Origin of the sequence: Kluyvera chengduensis (genome assembly GCF_044197065.1) — a bacterium.
Taxonomy (GTDB): domain Bacteria; phylum Pseudomonadota; class Gammaproteobacteria; order Enterobacterales; family Enterobacteriaceae; genus Kluyvera; species Kluyvera ascorbata_C.
Genome location: NZ_JBIQOI010000001.1, coordinates 118,623 through 138,585, shown reverse-complemented (window position 1 = coordinate 138,585; position 19,963 = coordinate 118,623). Strand labels below are relative to the sequence as shown.

Below are 19,963 nucleotides of genomic sequence, written 5' to 3'. Positions count from 1 at the left end.
AGTCCCCTAAAACCTGCAGATATAAAGGCGGAACATGACCACTCTCTACGGAATAAAGAACTGCGATACCATAAAGAAAGCCCGCCGCTGGCTGGATGAGCATCAGGTTGAATATCGCTTTCACGATTATCGCGTTGATGGCCTGACGCCAGAACTGCTGGCAACCTTTATTAGCGAGCTGGGATGGGAAGCGTTGCTGAATACCCGTGGCACCACCTGGCGTAAGCTGGATGAGCAGGTGCGCGCCGGAATCAACAACGCCGATGCCGCTGCCGCGCTGATGCTGGAAATGCCAGCCATCATCAAACGGCCATTGCTCTGCGCGCCCGCACAGCCTATGCTGCTGGGTTTTAGTGATACCAGTTATAGCCAATGGGTAGCCAAAGCGCGCTAACGCCATTGGCCCTGCTTTACCGTTTTCAGATAACGAAAAAATAACGAGGTCTAGTTTATGTCTTGCCCAGTCATTGAGCTGGCTCAGCAGCTTATTCGCCGCCCTTCTCTTAGCCCGGACGATGCGGGTTGTCAGGCACTAATGATTGAACGCCTGCGCGCAGTAGGTTTTACCATTGAGCCGATGGACTTTGGCGATACCCAGAACTTCTGGGCGTGGCGCGGCAAAGGAGAAACGCTGGCGTTCGCAGGCCACACCGATGTGGTGCCTGCCGGTGATGCTGATCGCTGGATTAACCCACCGTTTGAACCAACCATCCGCGACGGCATGCTGTTTGGCCGCGGCGCTGCCGACATGAAAGGCTCGCTGGCAGCGATGGTTGTGGCGGCCGAACGTTTCGTCGCTCAGAACCCGAACCATAAAGGTCGTCTGGCGTTCTTGATTACTTCCGATGAAGAAGCCAGCGCCACTCACGGTACGGTAAAAGTGGTTGAAGCGCTGATGGCGCGCAATGAGCGCCTGGACTACTGCCTGGTGGGCGAACCGTCCAGCACCGAAGTGGTCGGCGATGTCGTTAAAAACGGTCGTCGTGGCTCAATGACCTGCAACCTGACCATTCATGGCGTTCAGGGGCACGTGGCGTATCCGCACCTCGCCGATAACCCGGTTCACCGCGCCGCGCCGTGGATGAACGAACTGGTTTCGATCGAGTGGGATCAGGGCAACGAATTTTTCCCGCCGACCAGCATGCAGATTGCCAACATCCAGGCGGGTACCGGCAGCAACAACGTGATCCCGGGCGATCTGTTCGTGCAGTTCAACTTCCGCTTCAGCACCGAGCTCACCGACGAGATGATCAAAGCCCGCGTCATCGCCCTGCTGGATAAGTATCAGCTGCGTTATACCGTCGACTGGTGGATTTCCGGACAGCCGTTCCTGACCGCTCGCGGTAAACTGGTCGACGCGGTGGTGAACGCTATCGCGCACTATAATGAAATTGAACCACAGTTGCTGACCACTGGCGGTACGTCAGATGGTCGCTTTATCGCCCAGATGGGCGCACAGGTTGTCGAGCTAGGCCCGGTGAATGCCACCATTCATAAAATTAATGAGTGCGTAAACGCCGCTGACCTGCAAATGCTGGCACGGATGTACCAGCGTATCATGGAACAACTTGTCGCCTGACGGCACAACATAAGGGGTAATGCGCATGGATTGGCTGTCAAAATACTGGTGGATTCTGGTGCTGGTGTTTCTGGTTGGGGTAATTATCAACGTGATTAAAGATCTGAATCGCGTCGATCACAAAAAATTCCTCGCCGATAAACCGGAGCTGCCTCCGCATCGCGATTTTAACGACAAATGGGACGATGACGACGACTGGCCGAAGAAAGACCAGCCGAAGAAATAAATCGCGTCGTGCGGACTCATGTAGGCCTGATAAGCGTAGCGCCATCAGGCATCGCTGCGGCAGAATGCCGGATAGCGGCTTCGCCTTATCCGGCCTACACGTTCCCGGCGAACCGGGAACCCACATGACTTATATCATCTCGATAAGATCGTCATTTTTCGGCGTGCTGCCGCTCAACGCTTCATCGAAATAGTGCTTCGGCACGGTATAACGCAGGTGATCCAGCGCGAACTGCATGCTGCGATCGTCTATCGCATGGCCTAAATCCTCAACGATATCCAGCGTCACATCGCCGCCTGCATCCTGTAGCGCCTCCTGACCTTTCACCGCCCAGGCAAGATCGATAACCCGGTCTTCCCCGCCGTGAATCAGGTGGATGGTCGTCGCAGTGTCCGCTTTTTCCGGCATGGTCGCGTAGCGGCCGTTAAAGGCAATCACGCGAGACGCCAGCCCCGGCGCCGCTTTAATCCCCTCAAGCGACATAATCGCCCCCTGAGAGAAGCCAATTAACGCGGTGGCCTGTGGACCAACGCCGCTCTGTTTCTGCCAGTAGCGCACGGTTTCAATAAAGGTCGGCATGATGGCATCAATGCGCGCCTGACGGTTTTCTTCCGTCACGCCTGCCACGGAGAACCACTGGCGGCCCGGTGCCGGACCACAAGGCTCTGCGCCACCGACGCTAACGATAAGCGCATCAGGAAACAGCGGCGCAAACCAGCTGCCAATCTGTCCCATTGCCACCGGATTATCGCCCACGCCATGAAACAACAGCAGCAGCTGTTGAGCGGGCTTCGCGGGGCTTTGAACAACAAAGTGATTGTGTGTCATGGCTGTCTCCTTGGTTTTGACGGTCAGTTTACGCCGCACCAAAATAATGACCATGCCATTTAACTGAATGAGTCAGTTAAAAAAATTGCAGTTGTTGGGCGCGTTTGGCGAGTTGATTTGTCCGTTCAACGTCAAGACTCAGCATAGCCTGCGCCGCTTCATCGCGCAGGCGCACCAACAGCGCTTTTCGCCCGTGCAGCCGTAGGCGAGTGCAAAGCGCGGGTTCGCTCTCACCGGAAAGCCGCCCACGCAACGCTGGTAGCGACAGCGTGCTGGCGTCACAAAGCTTATGCAAGCTTCCGAGCGCTGCCAGCATCGGGCGATGCGCAAAAGCAAACCCGGCCAGATCCCACCAGTCATCATCAGTAAGGATAGCCTCGGTCATTTCCGCAAGCGGCACTTTTTCATCGATCCACTGGGAAAGCCAGCGCAACTCACGACACAACCGACGGTGTTCGCGCTGCGTCAGCACCTCTCCAGCAGCGGTAAGCGGACGCAGCGCCATCGCGGCGTAGCAGCCGCTGCTTGCTTCCCGTTGGGTGCCAATACGCACCAGCGTAAAACCACAGCGCTGCCAGAACCGCCACAGCGCTTCGGTATAGCCAAAACTGACCGAAAGATAGTCACATTCCGTCGCCATCGCCCACGCCTGCGCTATCAGCTGTTGCCCGATACCCTCGCACTGACGCTGTGGGTGGACCGCAACCCGGCTAATACGCCGTCCGATAAGGGTCGCCGCCAGCGGGCTACCGCCGTGGGCCGCCAATGACTGCGCCACCAGATTACCACGCGGGCGGCGGAAACCGGCCCACACGGCCTGACTCAGCTCCGGAGATAATCCCCCCTCATCCACCAGCCACAGCGCACCGGCTGGCCCCTGCGGCGTTTGTGCGCTGATAAAATGCTGGCCAGGGGCGTCCATCATGCGGCGGAGGTCGAGCGGCGAGGTGCGGTAATGTGCGCCAGAAAGCAGTTGATACAGCGCGGTGGGCCGTTCAGGAGTGAGCTGCCAGGACGACTGCCCCACCGGGGTAAGCGTTGGTTTGCCTGCAGGCGATGTGGTAAAGGCTTCGTCATGAAAAATCAGCGCATCGTTCACCAGCGCTTCCAGCGGGCACCCTGCGGCCCAGCGGATAGGCTGGCTTAACGTGAAAAGCTGTCTGTCGGGAAATGCGGCACAGAGCTTCAGTAAAAATCCACGGCCCGTTCCCTCGTAGCCCTGCACGGTGGTCGTGAGCAGCGTACGGGGAAAACGCGCGATAAGCTTTTGCAGCAGCGGCGCCGGTATCGCGGCAGCCTCATCCACCACCAGCCAGTCAGCTCGGGCTTCTGAAGCCAGCAGCGCATCAGGAGCCATAAAGTTAAAACGCTCACCGGCAAAGGTGGCGATAACCTCGGCTGAGGCGCGGGAAGGTGCGGTGACAATGGCGTCGCCGTGAAGATTCCGGATATGCATACCAGCCAGCGCAGATTTCCCTCGCCCGCGCTCCGCTGTCACGACAGAGACTCGCGTGGCAGGGTTCGCCAGGGCGGTCAGAATCGTCTCCTGCTCGCGCTCAGGCTGTCCGCTAGCGCGATGCCACTCAGGACGCTCAACGTGAAGGACAGGAGGCAGAGGCTGCCCCTGCCGCCACAGCAGCGTTTGCGGATGCAAGGAGAGCGTGCGCAGGAAATGCGTGACAAAGTTGGGCGTGGCTATTGGCTCTGGCGTATCGCTCCAGCGCAGAGAATCAGCATCAGCCTGATGGGGCCACTGCATGAGTTCGGGGACTAACAGCAGCAGCCAGCTTCCCGCTCGTAACGTGCCCGCCAGCGCGGCGAAAGCCGAAACATCAAACCCGTCGCGGGCATCAAAAATCGCGTGCTGGAACTCGCGCCCCAGCAGCGTTACCAGCTTCGATGGCGGGCAAAAAGGTTCAGCGACCGGTTGTAAACCGACCCAGAGAATGTCCTCAACCGCAGCACCGCGAAATGCGTTAGCCTGCTGCGCGCACCAGGTGGGATCGCCGCTGATAACCAGAAGACGGCGAATCCCTTCCTGTTCCATCCGCAAAGCCTGCGTAAATAGTTCATCCATGACGGTCAGCGACTCTTAGAGCGGTTTGCTAAAGGTATTACACTGCGCCGGATCGCCGCTATCAAAGCCGCGTTTCAGCCAGGTATAGCGCTGCTGTGAGGTACCGTGCGTAAAGCTATCAGGCACCACACGCCCTTGCCCCTGCTGCTGCAAACGGTCATCGCCAATGGCCTGCGCGGCGTTCAGCGCCTCTTCCAGGTCACCAGCTTCCAGAATCCCCTGCTTTTGCATGTTATGACCCCAGACGCCGGCAAAGCAGTCCGCCTGAAGCTCCATACGCACGGACAGACGGTTCACCTCCGCCTGCGATGCGCCCTGCTGCATCTGACGCACTTTCGGCTCGATACCCAGCAGCTTTTGTACGTGGTGGCCGACTTCATGCGCAATCACGTAGCCCTGAGCGAAATCGCCGCCCGCGCCAAGCTTGTTTTTCATGTCATCGTAGAAAGAGAGGTCGATATAGACGGTGCTGTCGGTCGGACAGTAGAACGGCCCCATGACCGATTGTCCGGTACCGCAACCGGTACGGGTCGCACCGCGGTACATCACCAGACGCGGCGGCTGATAGGTTTTGCCCATCGCCTTAAACTCCTGCGCCCAGGTGTCTTCGGTAGTGGCAAGGATCACTGAGGTAAATTTCGCCGCTTCGTCATCTTTCGGGCCGCTGACCCGCTGAGAGGTTTGCTGCTGGCCTACTGGTTCACCGGTCATGAGGCCGGTCAGATCCACGCCGTAGTAACCGGCAACCAGCACGATAATCAGCAGTACAATGCCGCCTTTACCGCTCGGAATACGAAAACCTGGGCCGCGCCCTCCCATCATCGGGGGCTGCGAACTGTTCCGCCGGTCTTCTACATTGTCGCTTTCGCGACGACCTTGCCAACGCATAACTACCTCAGTCTTATTATCAGAAATACTGATACGATCGTAGGCGGTTACGGGGGGGATTACCACTGGAAATGTTGTGCGGAGATTCCCGCGATGAGGATGTAGGGCTGATAAGCGCAGCGCCATCCGGCAACGCGCACATTGCCGGATGGCGGCGTAAACGCCTTATCCGGCCTACGCGCAGGGCGAGGCCGGGGAATGCATCAACTTAGTCGAGCTTCACGCCTAAACGATGTGCCACTTCTTCGTACGCTTCAATCAGGCCACCCAGGCTCTGACGGAAACGGTCTTTGTCCATTTTATCCATGGTCTTTTTGTCCCACAGACGGCTGCCATCTGGCGAGAACTCATCGCCCAGCACCACTTCGCCTTTAAACAGACCGAACTCCAGCTTGAAGTCGACGAGGATCAGGCCCGCATCGTCAAACAGCTTTTTCAGCACGTCGTTCGCTTTGAAGGTCAGTTCCTGCATGCGTGCCAGGTTCTCTTTGCTCACCCAGCCAAAGGTTTCGCAGTAGGATTCGTTAACCATCGGGTCGTGCATGGCATCGTTTTTCAGGAACAGGTCAAACAGCGGTGGGTTGAGTTCGATACCTTCTTCAATCCCTAAGCGTTTCACCAGCGACCCTGCGGCACGGTTACGCACAACGCATTCCACCGGCACCATATCCAGCTTTTTCACCAGACATTCGGTATCGGACAACAGCGCTTCCATTTGGGTTGGGATCCCCGCTTCTGCCAGTTTGCTCATAATGAAATGGTTGAACTTGTTGTTCACCATGCCTTTACGATCGAACTGCTCAATGCGAGCACCATCCCCTGCTGACGTATCGTTACGGAATTCGAGTACCAACAGATCCGGGTTTTCGGTGCTGTATACGGTTTTCGCTTTACCACGATACAACTCAGCTAGCTTTTGCATCTTTGTCACTCCAGTGAGAATTAAGATAAATATTTGTGCATTTTCTGCCGACGCACACGATTGCGTCACTATACAGAAAAAAGGGCCGGATTGCTCCAGCCCTCTTAAATTACTTCGTAAATGCGGCCTGGAATGCAGCTACCAGGGCGTCATTCTGAGACTGCGTCAACGGATGGCCTTTCGGATCGATGAACTGCAGGCTACTACGGTTATCCAGGTCACCGACCTGAAGTTTGTAGTCACCGGAAACCATGCCCGGATCGCTTGCACCCAGATCTCTCCACCTGCTGTCGGACAGCGGTTTGTAAGTCACCGCGATGCTGCCCTGAGAACGGGTGCTATCGGTCACTTTCATGCCCACTTTTTCCAGCGCGGCTGGCAGACGCTGCCACACCTGGTTGAACGGACCACGGACGACCAGCATTGGCAGACCGGTATCGTCAGCGGCGCTCTGAACGTCGAAGGTTGCACCGGCAGAGCCTCTGGCGTTGTTCGCGGCATCCGTCGCGTTCTTATCGAGGCCCGCTGAGATAACGTTCAGCATTTCAGCGCTATAACGCTGCAGGGAAGCACGATCTGCAACCGGCTTACCAGCCTGTTCGAGGTTAACCAGTTTCACCATGACGGCCTGCTGATAACCCTGAGGCTGTACGGAGATCTGATAGCGACCACGGTACTGCTGGTCTTCATCAAGACGGTTCCACTCAACCCAGTCCGTCGTCAGCGTCTGACTAGCATCATCACGTTTGGTGATAGCGTAGTTTTTCCCCTGAACGATGCTGACAACCTGCGGCCACAGAGAACCACTACGGCTATTTTCTACCAGCAGCGTAGCGGTATCACCCGTAAACTGGGTTCGCGCACCGGAAACCAGCGCCAGCGGCTGTGCTGGCGGACGGATATCCAGCGCTTTGCCGACGGCACCGCTGCCGTTGGCGACTGGAATGTTATAGTCGCCATTTTCAACCGGCAGAATCATGCCCGCAGGGGCGTGAAGTTCACTTAACGGTGTTGCTTGCAGGTAGGATTCATCACCGCTCACCTGGCGCTTATAGCGCGAGTCGGAACTACAGGCCGCAAGCAGTAAAACCAGCGATACCCCCGCAACCTTCGCCAGGCGCGACTTCTGTACTGAGTAAGCCATCAAATCTCCCTAAACTTTACAGCAAACCGGCATGCTTCAATGCAGATGCCACTACATCACGACCGTGGTCGGTGATAGGTGTCATCGGCAAACGCATGGTATCGGTCGCCACAAGTCCCAATTCCTTACATGCCCATTTCACTGGGATCGGATTGGGTTCGACAAATAATTTATTGTGCAGCGGCATCAGACGCTGGTTAATGATACGCGCCTTATCAAACTGGCCATCAGCTGCCAGTCTGCACATTTCCGCCATATCACGCGCCGCGACGTTTGCCGTCACTGAAATAACGCCATGACCGCCGAGCTGCATGAAGTCCAGACCGGTTGCATCATCACCGCTCAGCAGGATGAAGTCATCTGAAACCAGCTCTTTGATCTGATGAACACGGCTTAAGTTCCCCGTGGCTTCCTTAATCGCGATAATATTTTTAATTTTCGCCAGGCGACCTACGGTTTCCGGCAGCATATCGCAACCGGTACGGGACGGCACATTATACAGAATTTGCGGCAGGTCAGTATGCTCAGCGATCGTTTTGAAGTGCTGGAACAAACCTTCCTGAGTTGGACGGTTATAATACGGGGTAACGGTAAGACAACCTACCACGCCGCTATTATTAAAACGCTGGGTCAGGCTAATCGCCTCTGCGGTTGCATTTGCCCCCGTTCCTGCGATAACCGGAATGCGGCCATCGGCCAGCTCCAGCGTGGTCATCACGACATCGCCATGCTCTTCGTGGCTGAGCGTTGCTGATTCGCCGGTAGTCCCTACCGAGACAATCGCCGAGGTTCCGCTGGCGACATGGTAATCAATCAGTTTTTTCAGGCTTGAACGGTCGACATTACCTTTTTCATCCATCGGCGTGACAAGCGCTACAATACTTCCCGTGAACATGGGCCATCCTCTGTGCTGACGTGCGGACATGAATCTCAATGGTACGTTTGGTCTTGTAATAAAAGCAAGAGACTGAAGCCCCTCAGAATGTTGTATGCCGGTTTTTTTTATGCTTTCCTAATGAATACCGCACCTTTTTAAAGGAAGAACAGGTTTGACAGCCTCATTACAACACTATCTGGTCATTACAGCCCTGGGCGCGGATCGCCCTGGCATCGTCAATACGATTACCCGTCACGTGAGCAGCTGCGGCTGTAATATCGAAGACAGTCGCTTGGCCATGCTGGGGGATGAATTCACTTTTATTATGCTGCTTTCCGGTTCCTGGAATGCGATTACGCTGATTGAATCCACCCTGCCGCTGAAAGGCGCAGAGCTGGACCTGCTTATCGTGATGAAACGTACCACCGCGCGTCCACGCCCGGCGATGCCGGCAACGGTCTGGGTGCAGGTCGAGGTGCCTGATTCGCCGCATATTATTGAGCGCTTTACCGCGCTGTTTGATAGCTGGGAGATGAACATTGCCGAGCTAGTATCGCGCACGCAGCCGGGCGATAACGCAGGCGTTGCACAGCTGTTTATCCAGATTACGGCCCATAGCCCCGCTACGAAAAATGCATCAAATATTGAGCAAGCGTTCAAAGCCCTATGTACAGAACTCAATGCACAAGGCAGTATAAACGTGATCAATTATTCACAGCATGACGAACAGGATGGAGCTGAGTAATGAACCCACTGAAAGCCGGTGATATCGCACCGAAATTTAGTTTGCCCGATCAAGACGGCGAGCAGGTAAATTTGACCGACTTCCAGGGACAACGTGTTCTGGTCTATTTCTACCCGAAAGCAATGACCCCTGGCTGCACCGTGCAGGCCTGCGGCCTTCGCGACAATATGGATGAGCTGAAAAAAGTGGGCGTTGAAGTGCTGGGCATCAGCACCGATAAGCCGGAAAAGCTCTCCCGCTTTGCCGAAAAAGAGCTGCTGAACTTCACGCTGCTCTCCGATGAAGATCACCAGGTTTGCGAGCAGTTTGGTATCTGGGGTGAGAAAACCTTTATGGGCAAAACCTATGACGGCATCCACCGTACCAGCTTCCTGATAGACGCAGACGGTAAAGTCGAGCACGTCTTCGACGACTTCAAAACCACCAACCACCACGATATCGTGCTGGGCTGGCTGCAGGCGAACGCCTAACCAATAACGTAGCCCGGCCGAGCGCAACGACGCCGGGGTTATCCCGGGGTCGGCGTAAACGCCTCGCCCGGGCTACGCGTCAATTCGATACTTCCTCTTCCGTCACCAGCCCATCCGGCCAGGCGTGCACCACCGCTTTAATCAGCGTCGCCAGCGGTATCGCAAAGAACACGCCCCAGAATCCCCACAGCCCGCCAAAAATCACCACCGACAGAATAATCACCAGCGGATGCAGGTTCACGGCTTCGGAGAACAGCACCGGTACCAGCAGGTTCCCATCGAGCCCCTGAATAATCAGATAGACCGCAAACAGGCTCCAGAACTCGGTGCCCAGGCCAAACTGGAACAGTGCCACGCAGACCACGGGGATGGTGACCACAAATGCGCCAATGTAAGGAATCAGCACCGACAGCCCGACCAGCACAGCGAGCAGCAGCGAGTAGTTAAGACCAAACATCAGGAAGCCAAGCCAGGTGGCAACCCCAACGACGATCATCTCCAGCACCTTACCGCGGATATAGTTGGTAATCTGCTGGTTCATCTCTTTCCACACCTGACCCGCCAAGCCACGGTTGCGCGGCAGCACGCGGCGCACGGCGTTCAGCATCTGCTCTTTGTCCTTCACCAGGAAGAAGACCATCAACGGCACCAGCACCAGATAGACCGCCAGCGTCAGCAGTCCGACCAGCGAAGCGACGGAATATTTGACCACCGAATCGCCCAGCGTCAGCATCCGCGTACGCATGTTTTCAGCCATTGCATCGATAATGCCCGCATCCATCAATGCCGGGTAACGGCGCGGCAGCGTGGCGGCAAAATCGGAGAGTTTATTGAGCATGCCAGGCATGTCGTGGATAAGGTTAATCCCCTGCTGCCAGGCAATCGGCATCACCACGAAGGACATCAGCAGCAGAATGCCGATAAACAGCACCATCACCGCGGTGGTGGCCCAGGTACGGGACCAGCCCAGCCGCTCCAGACGGACGGTCGGCCACTCCAGCAGGTAGGCTAGCACCAGCGCAACCAGCAGCGGCGCCAACAGGCCGCTGAAGAAGAACAAAATGCAAAAACCTGCCACCAGAATAACCAGCAGCGCAATCGCCTCCGGATCACTAAATCGGCGGCGGTACCACTGCATCAACATCTCGAGCATAAATCGATTCCCTGAACGCTTTGCTTTCATTGAAGGAATGAATTGTATCGAAGTGTCACAAAAAAGACTCCGCTTTTTATATTTATCCCAACAATCACGCGATTATCATTTTCAACCCGTGAGCAGATAGATACACTCCCAGAGCAGCACATAATGGAACGTAACATTAGGCTGTTGGTCAAAACAGGCACATCCCCACATTACAGGACAGAGGTTATGTTCAGGCCGTTGAAAAAAACGCTGTTGGCATCCCTTATTGCGACGCTTGCGCTCGGGCAAATTGCTCCCGCCTTTGCGGATTCTGCGGACAACCTCCCGGATATGGGTACCTCCGCAGGGAGTACGCTCTCCATTGGTCAGGAGATGCAGATGGGGGATTATTACGTGCGCCAGCTACGCGGAAGCGCACCGCTGATTAACGACCCGCTGCTGGTCCAGTACATTAACTCACTTGGTATGCGGCTGGTCTCCCACGCCTTTTCCGTGCGGACGCCGTTCCACTTTTACCTGATCAATAACGACGATATCAACGCCTTCGCCTTCTTCGGCGGTAACGTGGTGCTGCACTCGGCGTTGTTCCGTTATTCTGACACCGAGAGCCAGCTGGCCTCGGTCATGGCGCACGAAATCTCCCACGTGACGCAGCGCCACCTGGCGCGCGCGATGGAAGATCAAAAACGCAATGCCCCGCTGACCTGGGTCGGCGCGCTCGGCTCCATTCTGCTGGCCATGGCCAGCCCGCAGGCGGGTATGGCCGCATTAAGCGGTACGCTAGCAGGGACCCAACAGGGCATCATCAGCTTTACCCGTCAGAACGAAGAAGAAGCTGACCGTATCGGTATTCAGGTACTGCAACGTTCAGGCTTCGACCCACAAGCCATGCCGGCCTTTATGGAAAAGCTGCTCGACCAGTCGCGTTATTCATCGCGCCCACCGGAAATGCTGCTGACTCACCCCCTGCCGGAAAGCCGCCTGGCCGATGCGCGTAACCGCGCTAACCAGATGCGTCCGGTGGTCGTACAGTCTTCCGCGGATTTCTACTTTGCCAAAGCGCGTACCCTCGGCATGTACAACTCCGGGCAGAATCAGCTCGGCAGCGACCTGCTTGACGGTTGGTCAAAGGGCAATATTCGCGAACAGCACGCCGCGCAGTACGGCCGTGCGCTGCTGGCCATGGAAGCGAAAAACTATCCGGAAGCCAGCAAACTGCTTCAACCACTGCTGAGCGCCGAGCCGCAAAATGCCTGGTATCTTGACCTGGCAACGGATATCGACCTCGGGCAGAAGAAAACCAACGAAGCCATTACCCGCCTGAAGAATGCCCGTGAACTGCGCACAAACCCGGTGCTGCAACTTAACCTGGCGAACGCCCTGCTTGAAGGCGGGCAGCCAGCGGAAGCGGCAACCATTCTTAATCGCTACACCTTTAACAATAAAGACGACACCAACGGCTGGGATCTGCTAGCCCAGGCGGAAGCCGCACTGGGTAACAGAGATCAGGAACTGGCCGCTCGCGCCGAAAATATGGCACTGGTGGGAAGGCTCGATCAGGCCATTTCCATGCTCAGCGCGGCCAGCGCGCAGGTGAAATTGCGCAGTCTGCAGCAGGCTCGTTACGATGCCCGTATCGATCAGCTGCGTCAGCTGCAGGAACGCTTCCGCCCTTATCAGAAAATGTAACAGGAGAGACGATGACGGATTCGGTCACGATTTATCACAACCCGCGCTGCTCAAAGAGCCGCGAGACGTTAAGCCTACTGAAGGATAACGGTATCGACCCTGAGGTGGTGCTGTACCTCGATACGCCGCCGGATGCCGCTACGCTCGGCAAGTTGATTAAGATGCTGGGTCTTGGCAGCGCGCGCGAACTGATGCGCCAGAAAGAAGATCTCTACAAGTCGCTGAACCTCGGCGATAGCCAGCTCAGCGAAAAACAGCTTATCCAGGCGATGGTAGAGAACCCGAAGCTGATTGAACGCCCTATCGTGGTCCACAACGGGCAGGCGCGCATTGGCCGCCCACCGGAGCAGGTGCTGGAAATCGTCCGCTGATTCCCCTTAAGGCCGCAGCGCTTCCAGAAAAGCCTGCGGCGTCATATTCCCCAGTTTTTTCTGTTCCTTTTCGTCGTTAAATAGCGCGCACAGCTTCACGACGAGCTCGTCCGGCGTACAAGTTCGCAGCGCGGGGATTACCTCCACCAGCGGTACGGTGACCGCCACCGCCTGATGCTTTTCTTTCATCGTCGTTACGCTGACGTTTATCTCACGCGCGGCCAGATGCTGACTCAGCGCGGTAACATACGCTTCGCTTAACCACTCATCACTTTTAATCTCAACAGATTGGATATCACCCGGAAACGGTTCCAGCACCGCATCCAGCCAGTGGATAACCAGCGGCGATGACATACCCGAGTAGATGCGCGCCGCACACCAGCCGCTTACGGGTTCCTGCGCCCACAGCAGGTGGTGGTCACCGTCATCATCCATATGCAGCGACAACAGGCGGTAATGCAACGTCAGCGTTTGTGGCCGAATGCCCGCTTTAAGCGCCTTCTTACCTTGCAGTATGGCCTCCGCATTTTTTGGGTAAGACGGCGTCAGATAGCGGCTGAGCGTCGCGCGGGAGAGCGGAATGCCTAACCCTTCCAGCACCATAAACAGCAGGTCGTCTAACGGCGCGCGGAGGATTTCGCGCAGTGCGTTAATCAACACAACTTGCTCTTGTCTCATTGCTTTGTGTACAACCACAGGCGTCGTGCTTTTATCTGCCGTTTGCTCACGCTTACGCCAGCGCCGTACTGTCGTGACGGAAATACCCAATTCCAGCGCCAGTTCACGGTCACTTTTATCCGATTCCTGGAGGTATTTACGAATACGCGGCGTCGTCGTCGCGTTAGCATGCAGCTTAATTTCCATGGCTTTCCTTGAAATATTTATAACTAATCATATGAGATTTATATTAATCAAGTCGGTGCATTGTGACCCGTTTCACCTTTCCGTACCAGGCTTTCTCCCATAATCCCCTTCGTCGTTTTCTATTACATAACACACACAATGTCCGTTAATCTTATACGGAGTTCACAATGAACAATGTTCTGGGATTTTTAGAAGAGAAATTGATGCCGATTGCGGCGAAAACCGCTCAGCAGCGTCATCTCGGCGCCATCCGCGGTGCCTATGTCTCCTTTATGCCGTTTATTATCGTCGGCTCCATTCTGTTGGTTATCTCGTCGTTCCCGAATCAGGGCTATCAGCAGTTTATGTCCAGCACCTTCGGTGCAAGCTGGAGCGCCATTATCGAGATCCCGTTTAATGCGGTCTTCTCTACGATGTCGCTGTTTATCAGCTTCCTTGTCGCCTACCGGCTTGCGGAGCACTACGGCGATGACCGCATCTCCAGCGGCATCCTGGCGCTGGTCTGCTTCCTGATCCTGACGCCGTTTATTAAGGTTGCCGAAAACGGCGGTATTACCGTAATGCCGGTAGAATGGATTGGCACCAAAGGCCTGTTCGTCGCCATGATTGGCTCGCTACTGTGGACCGAACTATTCTGCTGGCTGAAGCGTAAAAAGCTGGTTATCAAGATGCCGGAAGGCGTACCGCCTGCCGTGCAGGAATCTTTCGCCGCGCTTATCCCCGCGTTGGTGGTGATGATTCTGGTGCTGGCGATTCGCATCGGCTTTGAGAACACCCACTACAGCACCATTCACCAATTCATTTACGACGTTGTCGCCACCCCGGTTCGCCACTTCGGCACCTCCTATTTTGGCGCGCTGATGACCGTATTCAGCATCACTATTCTGTGGTCTGTGGGGATTAACTCCGGTTCGATGGTCAACGGCATCATCCGTCCACTGTGGATGGAAAACCAGACCGACAACATTGCGGCCATTCAGGCGGGTGTTACGCCGCCGCACATTATTACCGAACAGTTTTTCGACATGATCTGGATGGGGGGCGCAGGGGCCACGCTGTCGCTGGTCATCGCGATGCTGATTTTCGCACGCAGTAAAAACATGCGTGAAGTGGCGCGACTGGGCGCGGGGGCATCCATCTTCAACATCAACGAACCGGTGCTTTTCGGCCTGCCGGTCATCATGAACCCGATAATGCTGATCCCGTTCAACCTGGTACCACTGGTGCTGGTGACAATCCAGTATCTGGCGATGAAGGTGGGTGCCGTCGCCGTGACTACCGGGGTGTTTATCCCGTGGACGCTGCCGCCGGTTATCAGCGGATTTATCGTTACCGGGCATATTTCCGGCAGCGTGATGCAAATCATTAACCTGCTGATTGGCGCGATGCTGTACCTGCCGTTTATGCGCATCGTCGATAAGCAGTATCGCAATGCGGAGATCATTGCCGTTGAAGAGTCCAGCACGCTAGCAAAACAGGAGTAACACAAAGATGTGGGGAATTATTGCAACCTGGCGTATGGCGCTGGAAGGCGTAGAAGAGTCGGCGTCCGCGCTGGCAACGGGCAGCGCTGCGGCGACGTCCGTGGTGGATGCCGTGGTCGCGGTAGAAGATTTTCCGTTCTACAAATCGGTCGGCTATGGCGGCCTGCCAACCGAGAACGGCGAGGTAGAGCTGGATGCCGCCTGGATGGACGGCGATACGCTGGCCTTTGGCGCGGTGGGTAATCTAGTCGATATCGCCAATCCGGTGAAAGTAGCGCAGGCGCTGGGTCGCCAGCGCTACAACTCGCTGTTGGTCGGCCAGGGCGCGCGCGAATGGGCGCTGAGTCAGGGCTTTGCCGAGAAAAATATGCTCACTGAACGCGCGATGCAGCACTACCGTAAACGCTGCCGCGAGACGCTGGACAAAGGGCTAAGCCCCTATGACGGTCACGACACCGTCGGCGTTATCGCCCTTGATAAGCAAGGGTCGATGAGCGTGGCCACCTCCACCAGCGGCCTGTTTATGAAAAAGCGCGGGCGAATTGGCGACTCACCGATTATCGGCTCCGGCTTCTACTGCGACAGCCAAATCGGTGCGGCCACCGCGACCGGCGTGGGCGAAGATTTAATGAAAGGCTGCACCAGCTACGAAATCGTTCGCCGGATGGAACAGGGCATGACCCCGCAGCAGGCGGCAGATTCGGTAGTGTACGAACTGGAAGATAAGCTGATGTCGCGCTTTGGCCGTGCGGGGGATCTGTCCGTGGTGTGCATGAACCGCAAAGGCGAGTTCGGTGCGGCCACCAACATCAAGACCTTCTCTTTTGTGGTGGCCACCGCCACGCAGCCGCTGACGGTGTTCCGCGCCGAGCGCGTCAAAGAGAAAACCCATTATCAGCCGGTAGACGACGCCTGGATGCAGGCCTATGCCGACCGCATTCGCGCCCCTATCGAGGAATAAATGATGATTAACTACCGCTTAGTGACGACACTCGCCCGCGAGCAGGAACAGAGCCATCTCATCACCTGGCCCAACAGCCCTGTGCTCCAGCAGGATGTGCTGCACAATAACCCGCTGATTGCTGAGATGACCGCGCGCGCGGCCCAAGGAAAGCTGGCTGACACCAGTTTCGGCTGTGAGCCATTCGCCCGTATCACCATCGTGCCGCAAAACGCCTGGCAGGACAGTCTGACCGACTCGCTGCTTACCTTCCTGCGCCCGCTGTTTGCCGCGCCGGCATGCAGCAAAGTGCTGCTCGACTGTACGCGCATTCACGACACGGTCCTGGCTAAAACGTTGCGTTTCTTATTTAACCAGGCCCATACATTGACGGACCTCGGGCTGAAAACGTCGGCGCGAAGCGATGTGCGCCTGGCGCATATTGATGCTTTCTGTTCCGACGTAGAACGGGCACGCCTTGAGAACCTGTTCAGCCAACAGCAGGCAATAGCCAACGGCATGATTGCCGCCCGCCGCCTGGCGGATACACCTTCCGAACAGTGCACACCGCAGTATGTGGTGGAAGAAGCCCAGCGTCTGTGCGCCCCCTTCCCTACCCTACGTTGCGAAGTGCTGGATGAACAGGCGATCGTCGAACAAGGCCTTGGCCTGCTGCATGCGGTCGGCAAAGGTGCCAGCCGCCCGCCGCGCCTGCTGGCCATCCATTACGAAGGCGCAAGTCATGGCCCGGTACGCAGCTATGTCGGCAAGGGCGTGACTTTCGACACCGGCGGCCTGTGGCTGAAAGAAGGCGCGGGCATGTACACCATGAAGTATGACATGTGCGGCGCAGCCAACGTCCTTGGGCTGATGCTAAGCATCGCCGAACTAGGACTACCGGTGCGAGTGATGGGCGTACTGGCGCTGGCGGAAAACGCCATCGGCCCCGACGCCATGCAGCCAGGCAGCGTGGCCCGCGCCTGTAACGGCATGACGGTGGAAATTAATAATACCGACGCCGAAGGTCGCCTGGTGCTCTCAGATGCCATCGCCTGGGCCAGCCAGCGTCATGCGCAAACGCAGTATATTATCGACCTCGCCACGCTAACCGGTGCGGTGGTGAAAGCGCTGGGCTATGAGTTGAGCGGGCTGATGACTCAGGATAACGCGCTACGTTCGGCGTTAACGACCGCCGGGGAACAGAGCGGCGATGAAGTCTGGTCGCTGCCGTTGGATGCCCGGTTGAAAAAACAAACGGAGAGCGCCATTGCCGATCTGTGCAATACGCCGACCAACAACGCGGCGATCAGCGCTTCCGCAGCCTGGCTGCTGCACCACTTCTGCCCGGCAGATATTCCGTGGGCGCATCTTGACGTCAGCGGCACGGCGCTGTGGCGCGAAGGGGGGAAAAGCGTGGCGTCAGGCAGGCCGATTCCGCTGCTGATGCAGCATTTGCTGAACGATTTGGAGATTGGTGAGTAAACCCGGCGTCACTCCGTTCGGCCGGGCTACTGTATCGTGTAACCCGGCCAAGCGAAGCGCCGCCGGGAAGCGTATTACAGCTTCAGAATCTCTTTCACAAACGGAATAGTCAGCTTGCGCTGAGCAGTGATGGAAGCGTGATCGAGCTGATCCAGCGTCTGGAATAGTGTGCGCATTTCGCGATCCAGACGTTTAAGCATAAAGCGGCACACATCGTCCGGCATCTCAAAGCCACGAAGACGCGCGCGTAGCTGCAAGGCCTGTAATTTATCTTCATCAGACAGCGGCTGGAGCTTGTAGATTTGTCCCCAGTCGAGGCGCGAAGCAAGATCCGGCAGACCCAAATTCAACTGACGCGGTGGGCGATCGCCGGTGATCAGCAGGCGGGTGTTGCCCGACTCTAAGATCCGGTTATAGAGATTAAAAATCGCCATTTCCCACGGTTCGTCTCCCGCCACGCACTCGATATTATCGATGCAAACCAGCGAAAGCTGCTCCATTCCTTCCAGCACTTCCGGTACAAACCAGGTGCGCTTATCCAGCGGAACGTAGCCCACGGCATCGCCGCGCTGGGAGAGTTCTGCGCAGGCTGCGTGCAGCAAATGGCTGCGCCCCGCGCCTTCACGTGCCCAGATATAGATGTATCCGCTGTGGTCCTGCCGCAGCACGTTTTGCAGTGCGGCAAGTAAAGAAGGGTTATCGCCCGGGAAGAAACTCGCAAAGGTTTCATCATCAGGAAGATAAAGTGGCAAAGAGAGCTGTGCCGGTGCGTTCAGAGGAGACCTCAACATGGGCTTACGAAAAAACGGGAAGAGTTTAACACAGAAATTACTGGGGAGAGAACCGGGCGGCGATCCGCCCGGCTTTAGGATCACGACGTAGACGTCTCGTCCTCTTTCGCATCCAGCACCACTTCTTCCGGGCGCAGGACGCTTATCAGCTTGAAGACCAGGCTCAGACAGATGCCAACGATCGTCGCCAGCGCCATGCCTTTCAGTTCAGCCGCGCCGATGTGCACTTTCGCGCCGCTCACGCCGATTATCAGAATGACGGAGGTCAGGATCAGGTTCTGCGCCTTGCTGTAATCCACTTTGGATTCGATCAGCACGCGGATACCGGAAGCCCCGATGACCCCGTACAGCAGCAGAGAAACGCCGCCCATGACCGGCAGTGGGATAATCTGAATCGCCGCCGCCAGCTTACCGACGCAGGAGAGCAGAATCGCAATGATTGCCGCGCCGCCGATAACCCAGGTGCTGTACACGCGGGTAATCGCCATCACGCCGATGTTTTCACCGTAGGTGGTGTTCGGGGTGGAACCAAAGAAGCCGGAGATCACGGTGGAGAGACCGTTGGCAAACATCGAGCGATGCAGGCCCGGGTCACGAATCAGATCTTTCTTGACGATGTTCGCCGTCACCACCAGGTGACCGACGTGTTCGGCAATGACCACCAGCGCCGCTGGCAGGATAGTGAAGATAGCAAACCACTCAAAGCGAGGGGTATAGAAGGTTGGCAGCGCGAACCAGTGCGCCTCGGCAATCGGCGTGGTGTCCACAACGCCCATAACGAAGGAGAGCGCATAGCCCACCAGCACGCCGATAAGAATCGGGATAATGGCCAGGAAGCCGCGGAACAGCACCGAACCAAATACGGTCACACCCAGCGTCACCAGCGAGATAATGATGGTTTTGGTATCGGCAGACTGACCGTCCGGTGGCAGCAGGCCCGCCATGTTCGCCGCAACGCCCGCCAGTTCCAGACCGATAACGGCAACAATTGCGCCCATCGCCGCAGGGGGGAACATCACGTCAAGCCAGCCGGTGCCCGCTTTCTTCACGATGAAAGAGACCAGGCAGAACAGCACGCCGCACATAATAAAGCCGCCCAGCGCCACTTCGTAGCCTAACGGCAGCAGCAGCAGAACCGGGGAGATAAAAGCAAAGCTGGAGCCCAGATAGGCCGGGATTTTACCTTTACAGATGAAGAGGTACAGCAGCGTCCCGAGACCGTTGAATAGCAGAACGGTGGCCGGGTTGATGTGAAACAGGACTGGCACCAGCACGGTTGCGCCAAACATGGCGAATAAATGCTGCAAGCTAAGCGGGATGGTCTGTAACAACGGTGGTCTTTCGCTTACCCCAATTGCACGGCGCGTCATTGTGTTTTCCTCTGTGTTATTAGTCTGAGTTTTTTTATTCAAAAAAAAGCCGACTATCAAAGTCGGCTCTTT

Annotated in this window: 20 protein-coding genes; 10 read left to right on the top strand and 10 right to left on the bottom strand. The window is 56.5% G+C overall.

Annotated elements, in window-relative coordinates; translation table 11 throughout:
* Positions 1-34: 34 nt before the first annotated feature.
* From ACH1XZ_RS00595 to ACH1XZ_RS00585, 3 genes are read left to right on the top strand one after another with little or no spacing between them, the layout of a single operon-like run.
* Positions 35-394 carry an ArsC family reductase gene (locus tag ACH1XZ_RS00595; RefSeq protein ID WP_395593910.1) on the top strand — a complete coding sequence of 120 codons (360 nt, stop codon included), beginning with the start codon at positions 35-37 and terminating at the stop codon, positions 392-394.
* Positions 395-451: 57 nt separating this feature from the next.
* The gene (dapE, locus tag ACH1XZ_RS00590; protein WP_395593909.1) at positions 452-1,579 is read left to right on the top strand and encodes a succinyl-diaminopimelate desuccinylase; all 1,128 of its coding nucleotides are present in this window, start codon (positions 452-454) and stop codon (positions 1,577-1,579) included.
* A 25-nt stretch (positions 1,580-1,604) separates the two neighbouring features.
* Positions 1,605-1,805 carry a YpfN family protein gene (locus tag ACH1XZ_RS00585; protein WP_333496781.1) on the top strand — a complete coding sequence of 67 codons (201 nt, stop codon included), beginning with the start codon at positions 1,605-1,607 and terminating at the stop codon, positions 1,803-1,805.
* A gap of 129 nt (positions 1,806-1,934) precedes the next feature.
* Here the strand turns inward: ACH1XZ_RS00585 and ypfH are convergent, their stop codons facing one another.
* The 6 genes from ypfH to dapA form a co-directional block, all read right to left on the bottom strand.
* The gene (gene ypfH / locus ACH1XZ_RS00580) at positions 1,935-2,633 is read right to left on the bottom strand and encodes an esterase (protein ID WP_395593908.1); all 699 of its coding nucleotides are present in this window, start codon (positions 2,631-2,633) and stop codon (positions 1,935-1,937) included.
* Positions 2,634-2,709: 76 nt separating this feature from the next.
* On the bottom strand, positions 2,710-4,719 hold the full coding sequence (locus tag ACH1XZ_RS00575; RefSeq protein WP_395594668.1) for a tRNA(Met) cytidine acetyltransferase TmcA: 2,010 nt from the start codon (positions 4,717-4,719) through the stop codon (positions 2,710-2,712).
* Positions 4,720-4,725: 6 nt separating this feature from the next.
* Positions 4,726-5,598 carry a KPN_02809 family neutral zinc metallopeptidase gene (gene ypfJ, locus ACH1XZ_RS00570; protein ID WP_395593907.1) on the bottom strand — a complete coding sequence of 291 codons (873 nt, stop codon included), beginning with the start codon at positions 5,596-5,598 and terminating at the stop codon, positions 4,726-4,728.
* A 208-nt stretch (positions 5,599-5,806) separates the two neighbouring features.
* The gene (purC, locus tag ACH1XZ_RS00565) at positions 5,807-6,520 is read right to left on the bottom strand and encodes a phosphoribosylaminoimidazolesuccinocarboxamide synthase (RefSeq protein ID WP_035891480.1); all 714 of its coding nucleotides are present in this window, start codon (positions 6,518-6,520) and stop codon (positions 5,807-5,809) included.
* A 109-nt stretch (positions 6,521-6,629) separates the two neighbouring features.
* Positions 6,630-7,664: an outer membrane protein assembly factor BamC gene (gene bamC / locus ACH1XZ_RS00560; protein WP_395593906.1), complete on the bottom strand. Its 1,035-nt coding sequence runs from the start codon at positions 7,662-7,664 to the stop codon at positions 6,630-6,632.
* A gap of 16 nt (positions 7,665-7,680) precedes the next feature.
* Positions 7,681-8,559: a 4-hydroxy-tetrahydrodipicolinate synthase gene (dapA, locus tag ACH1XZ_RS00555; protein WP_395593905.1), complete on the bottom strand. Its 879-nt coding sequence runs from the start codon at positions 8,557-8,559 to the stop codon at positions 7,681-7,683.
* A gap of 154 nt (positions 8,560-8,713) precedes the next feature.
* Between dapA and ACH1XZ_RS00550 the strand changes: the two genes are divergently transcribed.
* Both ACH1XZ_RS00550 and bcp read left to right on the top strand, forming a co-directional pair.
* A complete protein-coding gene (locus tag ACH1XZ_RS00550; RefSeq protein ID WP_395593904.1) occupies positions 8,714-9,286 on the top strand; it encodes a glycine cleavage system transcriptional repressor in 573 nt (190 codons plus the stop codon).
* The gene (bcp, locus tag ACH1XZ_RS00545) at positions 9,286-9,756 is read left to right on the top strand and encodes a thioredoxin-dependent thiol peroxidase (protein ID WP_185668932.1); all 471 of its coding nucleotides are present in this window, start codon (positions 9,286-9,288) and stop codon (positions 9,754-9,756) included. Before ACH1XZ_RS00550 ends, bcp begins: the two co-directional genes overlap by 1 nt.
* A gap of 79 nt (positions 9,757-9,835) precedes the next feature.
* Here the strand turns inward: bcp and ACH1XZ_RS00540 are convergent, their stop codons facing one another.
* Positions 9,836-10,909, bottom strand: coding sequence for an AI-2E family transporter (locus ACH1XZ_RS00540; RefSeq protein ID WP_395593903.1), 1,074 nt, complete (start codon positions 10,907-10,909; stop codon positions 9,836-9,838).
* A gap of 216 nt (positions 10,910-11,125) precedes the next feature.
* On the opposite strand from ACH1XZ_RS00540, the gene bepA reads away from it, so the two are divergent.
* Together bepA and arsC are read left to right on the top strand one after the other, a co-directional pair.
* Entirely contained in the window at positions 11,126-12,589 is a 1,464-nt protein-coding gene (gene bepA / locus ACH1XZ_RS00535) for a beta-barrel assembly-enhancing protease (RefSeq protein WP_395593902.1), read from the top strand.
* An 11-nt stretch (positions 12,590-12,600) separates the two neighbouring features.
* Positions 12,601-12,960, top strand: coding sequence for an arsenate reductase (glutaredoxin) (arsC, locus tag ACH1XZ_RS00530; protein WP_395593901.1), 360 nt, complete (start codon positions 12,601-12,603; stop codon positions 12,958-12,960).
* A 6-nt stretch (positions 12,961-12,966) separates the two neighbouring features.
* On the opposite strand, the gene ACH1XZ_RS00525 is transcribed toward arsC, so the two are convergent.
* Complete coding sequence (locus ACH1XZ_RS00525) at positions 12,967-13,824, bottom strand: XRE family transcriptional regulator (RefSeq protein ID WP_395593900.1); 858 nt, start codon at positions 13,822-13,824, stop codon at positions 12,967-12,969.
* 167 nt (positions 13,825-13,991) lie between these two features.
* Here ACH1XZ_RS00525 and celB point away from each other — a divergent pair, with 167 nt between their 5' ends.
* The 3 genes from celB to ACH1XZ_RS00510 are packed head-to-tail and all read left to right on the top strand — an operon-like array spanning position 13,992 to position 17,730.
* Positions 13,992-15,308, top strand: a complete 1,317-nt coding sequence (gene celB, locus ACH1XZ_RS00520) for a PTS cellobiose transporter subunit IIC (RefSeq protein ID WP_395593899.1) — start codon at positions 13,992-13,994, stop codon at positions 15,306-15,308.
* A 7-nt stretch (positions 15,309-15,315) separates the two neighbouring features.
* Positions 15,316-16,269 (top strand): N(4)-(beta-N-acetylglucosaminyl)-L-asparaginase, encoded by a 954-nt coding sequence (locus ACH1XZ_RS00515; protein WP_395593898.1) that lies wholly within the window; start codon positions 15,316-15,318, stop codon positions 16,267-16,269.
* A gap of 3 nt (positions 16,270-16,272) precedes the next feature.
* Positions 16,273-17,730 (top strand): leucyl aminopeptidase family protein, encoded by a 1,458-nt coding sequence (locus ACH1XZ_RS00510; RefSeq protein WP_395594667.1) that lies wholly within the window; start codon positions 16,273-16,275, stop codon positions 17,728-17,730.
* 74 nt (positions 17,731-17,804) lie between these two features.
* On the opposite strand, the gene ACH1XZ_RS00505 is transcribed toward ACH1XZ_RS00510, so the two are convergent.
* Both ACH1XZ_RS00505 and uraA read right to left on the bottom strand, forming a co-directional pair.
* A complete protein-coding gene (locus tag ACH1XZ_RS00505) occupies positions 17,805-18,506 on the bottom strand; it encodes a DnaA inactivator Hda (protein ID WP_395594666.1) in 702 nt (233 codons plus the stop codon).
* 95 nt (positions 18,507-18,601) lie between these two features.
* Positions 18,602-19,891, bottom strand: a complete 1,290-nt coding sequence (gene uraA, locus ACH1XZ_RS00500; RefSeq protein ID WP_395593897.1) for a uracil permease — start codon at positions 19,889-19,891, stop codon at positions 18,602-18,604.
* Between the last annotated feature and the right edge of the window lie 72 nt (positions 19,892-19,963).

Coding starts and splice junctions, on each gene's coding strand:
- ypfJ (WP_395593907.1), bottom strand. CDS start 5,598: ATGCGTTGGCAAGGTCGTCGCGAAAGCGACAATGTAGAAGACCGGCGG.
- bcp (WP_185668932.1), top strand. CDS start 9,286: ATGAACCCACTGAAAGCCGGTGATATCGCACCGAAATTTAGTTTGCCC.
- ACH1XZ_RS00525 (WP_395593900.1), bottom strand. CDS start 13,824: ATGGAAATTAAGCTGCATGCTAACGCGACGACGACGCCGCGTATTCGT.
- ACH1XZ_RS00515 (WP_395593898.1), top strand. CDS start 15,316: ATGTGGGGAATTATTGCAACCTGGCGTATGGCGCTGGAAGGCGTAGAA.
- celB (WP_395593899.1), top strand. CDS start 13,992: ATGAACAATGTTCTGGGATTTTTAGAAGAGAAATTGATGCCGATTGCG.
- arsC (WP_395593901.1), top strand. CDS start 12,601: ATGACGGATTCGGTCACGATTTATCACAACCCGCGCTGCTCAAAGAGC.
- bepA (WP_395593902.1), top strand. CDS start 11,126: ATGTTCAGGCCGTTGAAAAAAACGCTGTTGGCATCCCTTATTGCGACG.
- ypfH (WP_395593908.1), bottom strand. CDS start 2,633: ATGACACACAATCACTTTGTTGTTCAAAGCCCCGCGAAGCCCGCTCAA.
- bamC (WP_395593906.1), bottom strand. CDS start 7,664: ATGGCTTACTCAGTACAGAAGTCGCGCCTGGCGAAGGTTGCGGGGGTA.
- ACH1XZ_RS00510 (WP_395594667.1), top strand. CDS start 16,273: ATGATTAACTACCGCTTAGTGACGACACTCGCCCGCGAGCAGGAACAG.
- ACH1XZ_RS00585 (WP_333496781.1), top strand. CDS start 1,605: ATGGATTGGCTGTCAAAATACTGGTGGATTCTGGTGCTGGTGTTTCTG.
- purC (WP_035891480.1), bottom strand. CDS start 6,520: ATGCAAAAGCTAGCTGAGTTGTATCGTGGTAAAGCGAAAACCGTATAC.
- uraA (WP_395593897.1), bottom strand. CDS start 19,891: ATGACGCGCCGTGCAATTGGGGTAAGCGAAAGACCACCGTTGTTACAG.
- dapE (WP_395593909.1), top strand. CDS start 452: ATGTCTTGCCCAGTCATTGAGCTGGCTCAGCAGCTTATTCGCCGCCCT.
- dapA (WP_395593905.1), bottom strand. CDS start 8,559: ATGTTCACGGGAAGTATTGTAGCGCTTGTCACGCCGATGGATGAAAAA.
- ACH1XZ_RS00540 (WP_395593903.1), bottom strand. CDS start 10,909: ATGCTCGAGATGTTGATGCAGTGGTACCGCCGCCGATTTAGTGATCCG.
- ACH1XZ_RS00595 (WP_395593910.1), top strand. CDS start 35: ATGACCACTCTCTACGGAATAAAGAACTGCGATACCATAAAGAAAGCC.